Below are 11,642 nucleotides of genomic sequence, written 5' to 3' on the forward strand. Positions count from 1 at the left end.
CAGTCAGAAGGTGTCGGGGACCTTGACTTCGGTCGAGGCGTTGAGAGTCTCACCGCGGAAGAAGCGCTTGGTGCCGAATGCGAAGCAGGCCAACATCAGTGGGATGCCGAGCACCAGCATTCCGACGCCGAGGACGAAGACCCCGCCCAGCGGTCCGAATGCGGTGTAGCCGTAGTCGGGTGACATCATCTCGATCGCGCTGTAGACGAACGCCCACGTCATCGAGACAGCGCCAAGGAGCGGGAAGATGCCGCGGAAGAACAGGTTTCGCACCGACGTGAACAACGTTCGGCGGAAGTACCAGACGCAGCTGTATGCGGTGACGCCGTAGTAGAACGCGACGGCCAGCCCCAGCGACGCCACGGAGTCGGCCAGTGCGTTCTCCGAGAGGAACGTCAGCACCAGGTAGAAGAACAGTGCCGCGCAACCCATCACGATGGTGCCGAAGGCAGGCGTCATGTACTTGGGGTGCACGCTCGCGAAGCGCTTGGGGATGGCCTCGTAGACCGCCATCGACAGCGTGCCGCGCGCGGTCGGCAGGATGGTGGTTTGAGTGGAGGACAGCGCCGACACGGCGACCGTGAGGAGTAGCAGGGAGGCGACGATGCTGCCGGCCACCGGCTCTCCGAGAACCGTGAGGACGTCGTCGGTGTTGTTGGCGTTGTTGAGGCCGATGCCGACGTCGCCGAAACCCGCGAAGGACTGAATGGCGTAGGCCACCAGGACGTAGGTGCACACCAATATCAGGGTGGTGATGACGGCCGCGATGCCCGGCGTCTTGCCGGGGTCCTTGGTCTCCTCGCCGACGGCGAGGCAGGCGTCCCAACCCCAGTAGATGAAGATGCACAGGATGATCGCGGCGGCGATGGACGAGAGCTCGAGACCGCCCGGCCACAGCCAGGACCATTGCGGCGTGATCGCCTGTGCGCCAGCATTTCCGGTGAAGACTCGGATGAGCGCGAAGATGCTGACGAGGATCAGTACGCCGAATTGGACGGCGATCAGGACGTTCTGCATCTTCTCCGACACGGCGACGCCGCGGGCGCTGACCAGCGTCATGGAGATGATGAAGAACGAGCCGAGAAGTACCTTGGCCAAGAGGTTCTCGGCGAGTTCGTCGAGTCCGAGGAACCGGTACAGGTAGATGGCGGCGACCTCGGCGACGTTGGCCAGCACGATGATCGCCGAGACCGCAAGGCCCCATCCGCCGATCCAGCCGATCCACGGGCCGAATGCCTTGGTGCCCCAGGTGAACGTCGTGCCGCAGTCGGGGGTGTCCTGGGACAATTCCTTGTAGCCGAAGGCGACCAGGAGCATCGGGATGAACGCGAGCACGAACATCGCGGGAGCCTTCTCCCCGACGGCCAGCACGACGTACCCGAGCGTCGCCGCGAGGCTGTAGGCCGGCGCCACCGCGGCGAGCCCGATGACGACGTTGCCGACGAGGCCGAGCGCCCCGGACTGAAGGCCCTTGCCTCATGTGACGGGCCCAGCCGTCGGTTCCGCGATAGCCACGGAAAGGAATATACGGTTCTGGGAACGTCCTGGCTGGGTACTGCGCAAATCCTGTGGGCGGTCAGCCCCTCTTGGTGAACTCTTCGCCGGTGCTCGGGTCGACGGCCCGCTCGCCCGCGGGCAGGTTCGACAGATTGGGCGCGATGACGGTCGGCATCTGACCTGAGTCGGGCAGGCCGAAGTGGGCGACCGATCCGACGGCGGGCTCGAGCAGGAGATCGGACCGGCGCGGCAGGGTCTCACCCTTGAAGAAGCTCGGCGACATCGCCCACCAGACGAACATCATGACCACGCCGAGCACCAGCGCCCCGATGCCGACGACGGCGACCGCGCCGAAGCCGAGGATCGTCACGTTGTTGCCGTCGTCGTCGACGAGGTAGTCGGGCTTCGAGTAGGAGATCAGGCCGTAGGCGAACACCACCGTGAGCATGACGGCGCCCAGCAGTGGCACGACGCCGCGCATCATGAAGTCGCGCACCGAGGTGGTCAGCGTCTTGCGGTAGTACCAAGCGCAGGCGTAGCCCGTCATCCCGTAGTAGAAGGCGATCATCAGGCCGACCGAGCCGATCAGGGCCAGCAGCAGGCTGCTGCTGACGAGGGTGAACAGCACGTAGAAGAAGATCGACACGCCGCCCATCACCAGCGTCGAGACCGTCGGGGTGAGGTACTTGCGGTGGATCTTCGCGAACGACGCGGGCAGCGCCTTGTAGACGCCCATCGACAGCGTGGTCCTGGCCGTCGGCAGGATCGTGGTCTGCGTGGATGCGGACGCCGAGGTCAGAATGGTCGCCGAAAGGGCGAGCAGGCCGATGTGGCCGATGACGCTGTCACCGAACAGGGCAGGCCCGATGGCGGCGAAGACGTCGGCGGCATTGTCCGGATTGCCAAGTCCCGCATCGGTTTCCCCGACACCGGCGAACGCCACCGCGGCGACGGTCACGATGGCGTAGGTGGCCAGCAACAGGAACGTCGAGAGCACCGCGGCCTTGCCGGGGGTGGTGCCTGGATCGTCGGACTCCTCGTTGCACGCCACCGCGGTGTCCCAGCCCCAGTAGATGAAGATCGCGATCAGGATGGCCGGGGCTATGACGGTGCCGAAGTCCAGGCCGCCGGGCCAGAACCAGGACAGCGACGGATGGATCGACTCGGGTAGCGCATTGCTGGAGTAGACCTTCACCAGGGCGTAGATGGAGATCACGACGAGGATGATGACCTCGAAGCCGAGCAGGAAGTACTGCAGGCGGGCCGAGACTTCGATGCCGCGGTAGCAGATGTAGGTCATGACGGCGATCCAGATGACGCCGGCCACCGTCGACCACAGGGTGCTGTTGGCGAGGTCGGCGGCGGCCGTCCAGCCGAGGTCGCCGACGAACGTGAAGGAGTACGCCCCCGCGATCTGAGCCAGGTTGGCCATCACGATGACGTCGGCGGCGATGATTCCCCAGCCGCCCATCCAGCCGATCAGCGGCCCGAATGCGCGCGACGCCCAGGTGAAGGTGGTGCCGCAGTCGGGTTCGGCCTTGTTGAGCTCCTGGTATGCCACGGCGATCAGGTAGATCGGGATGAAGGCCAGCAGGACGATCGAGGCCGCCTTGACGCCCGCGCCGCTGGCCACGATCAAGCCGAGTACCGCCGCGAGGCTGTAGGCGGGGGCGGTCGACGCCATACCGACCACGACGCTGGACAAGAGTCCGAGGGAGCCGCCCTTGAGGCCCTTGCTGTCAACCGTCCCCGCGGTGCCCGAACTGCCCGTGTCGACCGCTGTCATCGCATCTCCCTCGTTAACCCAAGACGAACTGTTGGAGAATACGGTTTTAGTTGTCAAATTGCTCAGTGACAACGAAATTAGTCTTCACAGATAGTTCACAGTCTGGATTTCGTCCTCAGATGGCATTTGCGCAACGGTTTGCTGCGGTCCTTCCTGTGCCGTGGCTCACTAGGCTGAGCGGGTGACCACCGCCCCGCGGACCGACGAGTTCGAGCGTCTGCGCTCGCACCTGATTGGGGTCGCCTACCGGCTCACCGGAACCGTCGCCGACGCCGAGGACGCGGTCCAGGATGCCTGGCTGCGATGGGAGGCGCTCGGCCAGGCGCGGGACGGGATCACCGATCTGCGGGCGTGGCTGACGACGGTCGTCAGCCGGATCGGGCTCGACCGACTGCGGTCGGCCGCGCACCGGCGCGAGGCGTACTACGGGGAGTGGCTGCCGGAGCCGGTCGTGACGCCGTTGGACCGGTCGGATCCGCTGGCCGCCGTGGTCGCCGACGAGGACGCCCGCTTCGTCGCGATGGTCGTGTTGGAACGGCTCACCCCGGACCAACGGGTCGCCTTCGTCCTGCACGACGGTTTCGCGGTGCCCTTCGGTGAGGTCGCCGACGTACTGGGAGTCAGCGTCGCGTCGGCCCGTCAGTTGGCGTCCAGGGCAAGGCGGATGATCGCCGACGCCGACGTGCCTGCCCCCGATCCGTCTCACGACGAGGTCGTCGGGAAGCTGATGGCGGCCATTGCGAGCGGTGACACGGCGGCCGTGGTCGCCCTGCTTCACCCCGAGGTGACGTTCACCGGCGACTCGAATCGCAAGGCGCCAACCGCCGCCCGCGTCATCCACGGTCCGGACAAGGTCGCCCGCTTCGTGTTCGGCCTGGCCCGGCGGTACGGGCCGCGGTTCCTCGAGTCCGCTCAGCTGGTGTTGGTCAACGGCGAACTTGGGGTTATCACAACGGGATTCGAGGCCGCCGGCGACGGCCCCGCGATGCAGCCCCACATCCAAGCGCTCACCGTTCGCGACGGCAGGGTGTGCGCGATCTGGGACGTCGCCAATCCCGACAAGTTCACGGGTTCACCGCTCGCTCGATGACCTCATCGCTCGACGGGTCGGCCCACGGGACGCGGCACGCGTCGCCCGAACTGAAGCCCTGTTCGGTGATGCCCAAGGCGGTGTTCATCCTGGCGCGCATGTTCTCGACGCCGATCTGATGGGTCAGCTCCATCACGCCGTCGTCGCCGAAGCGCCGCCTGAGATCGGCCACCTGCTCGTCGGTGACGAGATGCGGGTCGGTGGTCATCGCGTCGGCGTAGGCGATCGCCGCACGTTCGTCGTCGCTGAAGAGTGGACTGGTCGCATAGTCGTCGACGTGCTTGAGCCGGTCGACGTCCAAGCCGTCCATTCGAATCAGCATGGCGCCGAAGTCGACGCACCACGAGCATCCGACCGTGCGCGCCGTCCAGTACACCGCGAGCTCGCGCACGTCGGCGGGCAGCTTCGTGGAGCCGCGTTCCAGCAGCGTCTCGTGCACGGCGCTGGCCACGAGTAGTGGCATGTGGTGTGCGCCCACCGCGAACGGTACGGGCACCTCGCTGAAGCGTCGCTTGGCGTAGCGGTACATCAGCCGCGCGGTCAGCGAGGCCTTGGTCGGCGGCAGGGGAGCGATGCGGGGTCGTTGAACGGTCATGCCATCTAGACGAGATGACGCTCAATTACGTGACACGCCCTCGCGAGCAGACAGAAAGGGCCCTGAAATGACGGATTTCAGGGCCCTTTCTGTCTGCTCGCGGGAAGGGAAGGGGGTTAGCGGGCGAACATCAACGCGCGCTTGACCTCTTGGATCGCCTTGGTGACCTGGATGCCGCGCGGGCAGGCCTCGGTGCAGTTGAAGGTGGTGCGGCAGCGCCACACCCCGTCGACCTCGTTGAGGATGTCGAGGCGTTCGGCGGCGGCCTCGTCACGGCTGTCGAAGATGAACCGGTGCGCGTTGACGATGGCGGCGGGTCCGAAGTAGGAGCCCTCGTTCCAGAACACCGGGCAGCTCGTCGTGCAACAGGCGCACAGGATGCACTTGGTGGTGTCGTCGTAGCGGGCGCGGTCGGTCTGGCTCTGAATCCGTTCGCGGGTCGGCTCGTTGCCACTGGTGATGAGGAACGGCTTGACGGCACGGAACGCGTCGAAGAACGGCTCCATGTCGACGACGAGGTCCTTCTCGACGGGCAGCCCGCGGATCGGCTCGATCGTGATCGTCAGCTGCTTGCCGGGCTTCTTCGGCAGCATGTCGCGCATCAGCACCTTGCAGGCCAACCGGTTGACGCCGTTGATGCGCATGGCATCCGAGCCGCACACGCCGTGCGCGCAGGACCGGCGGAAGGTCAGCGTGCCGTCGAGGTACCACTTGGCGTAGTGCAGCAGGTTGAGCAGCCGGTCGGTCGGCAGGCACGGGACGCGGAAGCTCTGGAAGCCGGCACCGTCGGGATCGTCGGGGTTGAATCGCGCGATCTTCAACGTCACCATCACCGCGCCCTCTGGGACGGGCGGGGTGGCCGAGTCGCCCGTGCTGGGCTTGTCGAGGGTAGGTGCGCTCACTGTGCCCTCTTCTCTTCGCGCAAGCGGCTCATCGCTAGTACTTCCGTTCCATTGGCTCGTATCGCGTCTGGACGACCGGCTTGTAGTCCAACCGGATGTCGCTGAGCAGGTCGGTGCCCTGCTTGTACGCCATGGTGTGGCGCATGTAGTTGGTGTCGTCGCGATTCGGGTAGTCCTCGCGGGCGTGGCCGCCGCGGGATTCCTTGCGGTTGAGTGCGCCAACCACGGTGACCTCGGCGAGCTCAAGCAGGAAGCCGAGCTCGATGGCCTCGAGCAGGTCGCTGTTGTAGCGCTTGCCCTTGTCCTGCACGGTGATTCGGGAGTACCGCTCCTTGAAGCCGTGGATGTCGGTGAGCGCCTGCTTGAGGGTTTCCTCGGTGCGGAAGACGGCAGCGTTGTTGTCCATCGACTGCTGCAGCGCGCCACGGATGTCGGCGACGCGCTCGTTGCCGTGCTCGGAGAGGATGTCTCCGACCCACGCGGTCACCATGCTGGCCGGCGTGGACGGCATGTCGACGAAGTCGTGGCCCTGCGCGTAGCTGGCGGCCGCGAGACCGGCGCGACGACCGAAGACGTTGATGTCGAGCAGCGAGTTGGTGCCCAACCGGTTGGAACCGTGCACGGACACGCAGGCGCACTCGCCGGCGGCGTACAGGCCGGGAATGATCGAGTCGTTGTCGCGCAGCACCTGTCCGTTCACCGTGGTCGGGATGCCGCCCATGACGTAGTGGCACGTCGGGTAGACGGGGACCAGTTCGGTGACCGGGTCGACGCCAAGGTACGTGCGGGCGAACTCGGTGATGTCGGGCAGCTTCGCCTCGAGCACGTCGGCGCCGAGGTGACGCACGTCGATGTAGACGTAGTCCTTGTTGGGGCCTGCACCGCGGCCTTCGAGCACCTCGAGAACCATCGAGCGGGCCACGATGTCGCGGGGCGCGAGGTCGACGATCGTCGGCGCGTAGCGCTCCATGAAGCGCTCACCGTCGGCGTTGAGCAGACGCCCGCCCTCACCGCGCACGGCCTCGGAGATGAGGATTCCGAGCCCGGCCAGCCCGGTGGGGTGGAACTGGTGGAATTCCATGTCCTCCAAGGGAAGTCCCTTGCGGAAGATGATGCCGAGGCCGTCGCCGGTCAGGGTGTGCGCGTTGGACGTCGTCTTGTACATCCGGCCGGAACCGCCCGTGGCGAACACGATCGCCTTGGCGTGGAACACGTGGATGTCACCGCTGGCCAGCTCGTAGGCGACGATGCCCGTCGCCACCGGACCGCCGGGGGTGTCCGACATGACCAGGTCGAGTGCGTAGAACTCGTTGAAGAACTCCACGTCGTGCTTGACGCAGTTTTGGTACAGCGTCTGCAGGATCATGTGACCCGTGCGGTCGGCGGCGTAACACGCGCGTCGAACCGGGGCCTTGCCGTGGTCGCGGGTGTGCCCGCCGAAGCGGCGCTGGTCGATGCGGCCCTCGGGGGTGCGGTTGAAGGGCATGCCCATCTTCTCGAGGTCGTAGACCGCGTCGATGGCTTCCTTGCACATGATCTCGACGGCGTCCTGGTCGGCGAGGTAGTCGCCGCCCTTGACGGTGTCGAACGTGTGCCATTCCCAGTTGTCGTCTTCGACGTTGGCTAGGGCGGCGCACATGCCGCCCTGCGCGGCGCCGGTGTGGCTGCGGGTTGGGTACAGCTTGGTCAGGACGGCGGTCCGAACCCGCGGTCCCGCCTCGACTGCCGCGCGCATACCTGCGCCGCCCGCGCCAACGATGACGACGTCATACCGGTGTTCGATCAGCATCTGGACTCCATCTGGCTCAGGAAATGTTTGCGTCGAACGTCAACAGCACGTAGGTGCCCAGCACGATCGTGAACAACACCGACAACCCGAGGACGGTGTTCAGCCAGAACTTCGTCGTGTCCTTGCGGGCATAGTCGTTGATGATCGTGCGCATGCCGTTGCCGCCGTGCAGCTGGGCCAGCCACAGCAGCAGCAGGTCCCAGGTCTGCCAGAACGGCGAGGCCCAGCGTTGTGCGACGTAGTTGAAGTCGATCCGGTAGACGCCACCGTCCCAGATCAGACCGATGAAGAGGTGTCCGAGCGCGAGGACGATGAGGACGATGCCGGAGAAGCGCATGAAGAGCCACGCGTACTTCTCGAAGTTCGGCATGGCGCTGCGGCCGCGCGGGGAGCGCGGGTTGTCCAGACCGGCGGGCCGGTCGTAGCTGCGCTGCATGACGGGGGCTGGGCCGCCGCGCTCGCTGACGTGGTCGTACGGGTTCTCGTGCGAAGGACTCATAGGAAACGCTCCGCCATGTGCATGCCCATCACTCCGAGGGCGACGATGAACACGCTGATCCACACTCCGAGGACGATCCAGAGCATCAGGCGTTGGTACTTGGGACCGTTCTGCCAGAAGTCGATCAGGATGATGCGGACGCCGTTGAGCGCGTGATAGAGCACGGCGACGACGAGCCCCATCTCCATCAGTCCGATGATCGGGGTCTTGTAGGTGTCGATGATCGCGTTGTAGGCCTCGGGGCTGACCCGGACGAGCGCGGTGTCGAGCACGTGCACGAACAAGAAGAAGAAGATCGTGGCGCCCGTGACGCGGTGCAGAACCCACGACCACATGCCGGGGTCTCCGCGATAGAGGGTGCGACGTCGCGGCGGCGACGACCGCGGTGCGGGGATCGCCGAATCCGCTGTTGTCTGCGTCATGTCCGAGTACTCACTTCCGCGCCTCCAACACCTTCGGTGGACGGGTCTGGGAGACGGCGGAACCTGGTGCCAAATCGTTGCCCAAACCTGTTTGTGACTCTAATGCCAGTAGGTGCATGGAAAGAACCGGCGTGAGACCGTTGATTGCCCTAATACCATGGAAATTAGGGTGACCTAATCGAATTCGCGGCGATGGAACGGGAGCTTCTAAATGCATTCAGAGTGCGCTCGACGGACCTGGCGCGATGGCTGACGTCGACTGGAAGTTGTTGCGGGAGAAGGCGATCGAGGTGACGTCCCGGGCGTATGCGCCGTACTCGGGCTTCCCGGTCGGTGCAGCGGCCGTAACGGCCGATGACCGAATCTTGGTCGGCTGCAATGTGGAAAATGTCTCATATGGATTAGGACTCTGCGCCGAGTGTTCGGTCGCCTGCGCCCTGCACTCCACGGGTGGTGGCCGCCTCGTCGCCCTCGTCTGCGTCGACGCCGACGGCAATCTGCTCATGCCGTGCGGGCGCTGCAGGCAGGTACTCCTCGAGCACGGCGGGCCCGAGATGCTGATCGACCACCCGTCCGGACCCCGCCCACTCGGCGATCTGCTGCCCGATGCCTTCGGGCCCGACGACCTCGCGCGGGTGGAATCGCCGTGACGGGGTTCGGCTTCGACGCTCCGACGGTGATCAGGACCAAGCGCGACGGCGGCGTGCTGACCGACGCGGCGATCGACTGGGTGATCGAGAACTACACCAGCGGCGTGGTGCACGACGAGCAGATGTCGGCACTCCTGATGGCCATCTTCCTTCGCGGCATGACCCCCGGCGAGATCTCCCGCTGGACGGCCGCGATGATCGACTCCGGCGAGCGCTTCGACTTCGGCGACCTCCGGCGTGACGGCAAGCCATTGCGGTTGGTGGACAAGCACTCCACCGGCGGGGTCGGCGACAAGATCACCATTCCGCTGGTGCCGGTCGTCATGGCATGCGGGGCGGCGGTGCCGCAAGCGGCGGGCCGCGGTCTCGGGCACACCGGCGGCACGTTGGACAAGCTGGAGGCCATCTCGGGCTTCACCGCCGAACTGTCCAAAGCTCAAATCCGCCAACAGCTTCAGGACGTCGGTGCGGCCATCTTCGCCGCCGGTGACCTGGCGCCCGCCGACCGCAAGATCTATGCCTTGCGTGACGTCACCGCCACGACGGAGTCGCTGCCGCTGATCGCGAGTTCGGTGATGAGCAAGAAGCTCGCCGAGGGCGCCCGCGCGTTGGTGCTGGACACCAAGGTCGGACGGGGCGCCTTCCTCACCTCCGAGGGCGAGGCGCGGGAGTTGGCGGCCACGATGGTCGCGCTCGGCACGGCCCACGGCGTCGACACCCGGGCGTTGCTGACCGACATGGACCGACCGCTTGGCTTGACGGTCGGCAACGCCGTCGAGGTCGCCGAATCCCTCGACGTGCTGGCCGGCGGTGGTCCCGACGACGTCGTCGAGCTGACGGTGGCGCTGGCCAGGGAGATGCTCGCCGCCGCGGGCGTCGACGGCGTGGATCCCGCTCAGACGCTGCGCGACGGCACGGCCATGGACTGCTTCCGCGACCTCGTCGAGGCGCAGGGTGGCGACCTCTCGCAGCCCCTTCCCGTCGGAGCGCACGCGGAGACGGTCACCGCATCCCGGGGTGGCACGATGGGCGACATCGACGCGATGGCGGTGGGGCTGGCGGTGTGGCGGCTCGGTGCGGGCCGCTCGACCCCCGGCGGTCGGGTGCAGTTCGGCGCGGGGGTGCGCATCCACCGCAAGCCCGGTGACCCCGTCGCTCCCGGCGATACGTTGTTCACCCTCTACACCGACACCCCGCAGCGCTTCGCCGGGGCGCTTGCCGAGCTCGACGGCGGTTGGACCGTCGGCGACGAGGCTCCGGAAGTCCGTCCCCTGATCATCGACCGGATCACCTGAGGAGAGCTCCATGACGACGCCGTTGACGCTCGAGAACATCCAGCGGGCGCCCAAGGCCCTGTTGCACGACCACCTCGACGGGGGCTTGCGCCCGGCGACGGTGGTTGACCTCGCCGCGGAGTACGGCTACGAGGGGCTGCCCACCACCGACGTCGGCGAGTTGGCCACGTTCTTCCGCACTGCCGCGCACAGTGGTTCGTTGGTCCGTTACCTGGAGCCCTTCGCCCACACGGTCGGCGTCATGCAGACGCCGGAGGCGTTGCACCGAGTCGCGTTCGAATGCGTCGAAGACCTCGCCGCCGACTCGGTGGTCTACGCCGAGATCCGGTTCGCCCCCGAACTGCACATCGACGGCGGGTTGAGCCTCGACGCGGTCGTCGACGCGGTGTTGGCCGGGTTCGCCGACGGTGAGAGGGCAGCCGAACGGACGGGCAAGACGATCGTGGTGCGGTGTCTTGTCACCGCAATGCGGCACGCCGCCCGATCGCGGGAGATCGCGGAGCTCGCCATCCGGTTCCGGGACAAGGGCGTCGTCGGGTTCGACATCGCAGGCGCCGAGGCCGGCTATCCGCCAACGCGACACCTTGACGCCTTCGAGTACATGCGGAACAACAACGCCCGCTTCACCATTCACGCGGGCGAGGCGTTCGGCCTGCCGTCCATTCAGGAGGCGATCGCGTTCTGCGGCGCCGACCGTCTCGGCCACGGCGTGCGGATCGTCGACGACATCACCGTCCACGACGACAACGACGCCACCCTCGGTCGCCTGGCCTCGCTGTTGCGCGACAAGCGAATTCCGCTCGAGCTGTGCCCGTCGTCCAACGTGCAGACCGGTGCGGTGGCCAGCATCGCCGAGCACCCGTTCGCCCTGCTGGCCAGGCTGCGCTTCCGGGTGACGGTCAACACCGACAACCGGTTGATGAGCGACACCACGATGAGTCAGGAGATGCTGCGTCTGGTCGAGGCCTTCGGTTACGGCTGGAGCGACCTGGAGCGGTTCACCATCAACGCGATGAAGTCGTCGTTCATCCCGTTCCGGGAACGCCTGACGCTGATCGACGAGGTCATCAAGCCGCGGTACGCCGTCCTCGTCGGCTAGCGATTTCGGCGTGATCAC

Annotated in this window: 10 protein-coding genes and 1 pseudogene; 4 read left to right on the forward strand and 7 right to left on the reverse strand. The window is 66.3% G+C overall.

Annotated elements, in window-relative coordinates; translation table 11 throughout:
• Positions 1–3 precede the first annotated feature (3 nt).
• Together B1790_RS28425 and B1790_RS28430 are read right to left on the reverse strand one after the other, a co-directional pair.
• Positions 4–1,515, reverse strand: a pseudogene (locus tag B1790_RS28425) (APC family permease).
• A gap of 61 nt (positions 1,516–1,576) precedes the next feature.
• Positions 1,577–3,283: an APC family permease gene (locus B1790_RS28430; RefSeq protein WP_079926630.1), complete on the reverse strand. Its 1,707-nt coding sequence runs from the start codon at positions 3,281–3,283 to the stop codon at positions 1,577–1,579.
• Positions 3,284–3,464: 181 nt separating this feature from the next.
• Here B1790_RS28430 and B1790_RS28435 point away from each other — a divergent pair, with 181 nt between their 5' ends.
• A complete protein-coding gene (locus tag B1790_RS28435; RefSeq protein WP_079926631.1) occupies positions 3,465–4,373 on the forward strand; it encodes a sigma-70 family RNA polymerase sigma factor in 909 nt (302 codons plus the stop codon).
• On the opposite strand, the gene B1790_RS28440 is transcribed toward B1790_RS28435, so the two are convergent.
• The 5 genes from B1790_RS28440 to sdhC all read right to left on the reverse strand — a co-directional run bounded on the left by B1790_RS28440 (position 4,348) and on the right by sdhC (position 8,580).
• A complete protein-coding gene (locus B1790_RS28440; protein WP_079926632.1) occupies positions 4,348–4,968 on the reverse strand; it encodes a carboxymuconolactone decarboxylase family protein in 621 nt (206 codons plus the stop codon). The genes B1790_RS28435 and B1790_RS28440 overlap by 26 nt on opposite strands.
• A gap of 116 nt (positions 4,969–5,084) precedes the next feature.
• Positions 5,085–5,870: a succinate dehydrogenase iron-sulfur subunit gene (locus tag B1790_RS28445; protein WP_079926633.1), complete on the reverse strand. Its 786-nt coding sequence runs from the start codon at positions 5,868–5,870 to the stop codon at positions 5,085–5,087.
• A gap of 34 nt (positions 5,871–5,904) precedes the next feature.
• Positions 5,905–7,659, reverse strand: a complete 1,755-nt coding sequence (gene sdhA / locus B1790_RS28450; RefSeq protein WP_079926634.1) for a succinate dehydrogenase flavoprotein subunit — start codon at positions 7,657–7,659, stop codon at positions 5,905–5,907.
• Positions 7,660–7,675: 16 nt separating this feature from the next.
• Entirely contained in the window at positions 7,676–8,158 is a 483-nt protein-coding gene (locus B1790_RS28455; RefSeq protein ID WP_079926635.1) for a succinate dehydrogenase hydrophobic membrane anchor subunit, read from the reverse strand.
• On the reverse strand, positions 8,155–8,580 hold the full coding sequence (sdhC, locus tag B1790_RS28460; protein ID WP_079926636.1) for a succinate dehydrogenase, cytochrome b556 subunit: 426 nt from the start codon (positions 8,578–8,580) through the stop codon (positions 8,155–8,157). The genes B1790_RS28455 and sdhC overlap by 4 nt, the downstream gene beginning before the upstream one ends.
• A gap of 245 nt (positions 8,581–8,825) precedes the next feature.
• Between sdhC and B1790_RS28465 the strand changes: the two genes are divergently transcribed.
• Genes B1790_RS28465 through B1790_RS28475 form a run of 3 tightly spaced genes read left to right on the forward strand, consistent with a single transcriptional unit; the run spans position 8,826 to position 11,624 of the window.
• On the forward strand, positions 8,826–9,230 hold the full coding sequence (locus B1790_RS28465) for a cytidine deaminase (protein ID WP_079926637.1): 405 nt from the start codon (positions 8,826–8,828) through the stop codon (positions 9,228–9,230).
• On the forward strand, positions 9,227–10,525 hold the full coding sequence (locus B1790_RS28470) for a thymidine phosphorylase (RefSeq protein ID WP_079926638.1): 1,299 nt from the start codon (positions 9,227–9,229) through the stop codon (positions 10,523–10,525). The genes B1790_RS28465 and B1790_RS28470 overlap by 4 nt, the downstream gene beginning before the upstream one ends.
• A gap of 10 nt (positions 10,526–10,535) precedes the next feature.
• Entirely contained in the window at positions 10,536–11,624 is a 1,089-nt protein-coding gene (locus B1790_RS28475) for an adenosine deaminase (RefSeq protein WP_079926639.1), read from the forward strand.
• Positions 11,625–11,642: the final 18 nt, after the last annotated feature.

It is taken from the genome of Mycobacterium sp. AT1 (assembly GCF_002043095.1).
Lineage (GTDB): Bacteria > Actinomycetota > Actinomycetes > Mycobacteriales > Mycobacteriaceae > Mycobacterium.

Bases quoted from the DNA above. Each gene is read 5' to 3' on its own strand.
- B1790_RS28430 (WP_079926630.1), bottom strand. From the start codon at position 3,283: ATGACAGCGGTCGACACGGGCAGTTCGGGCACCGCGGGGACGGTTGAC.
- B1790_RS28440 (WP_079926632.1), bottom strand. From the start codon at position 4,968: ATGACCGTTCAACGACCCCGCATCGCTCCCCTGCCGCCGACCAAGGCC.
- sdhA (WP_079926634.1), bottom strand. From the start codon at position 7,659: ATGCTGATCGAACACCGGTATGACGTCGTCATCGTTGGCGCGGGCGGC.
- B1790_RS28455 (WP_079926635.1), bottom strand. From the start codon at position 8,158: ATGAGTCCTTCGCACGAGAACCCGTACGACCACGTCAGCGAGCGCGGC.
- sdhC (WP_079926636.1), bottom strand. From the start codon at position 8,580: ATGACGCAGACAACAGCGGATTCGGCGATCCCCGCACCGCGGTCGTCG.
- B1790_RS28465 (WP_079926637.1), top strand. From the start codon at position 8,826: ATGGCTGACGTCGACTGGAAGTTGTTGCGGGAGAAGGCGATCGAGGTG.
- B1790_RS28475 (WP_079926639.1), top strand. From the start codon at position 10,536: ATGACGACGCCGTTGACGCTCGAGAACATCCAGCGGGCGCCCAAGGCC.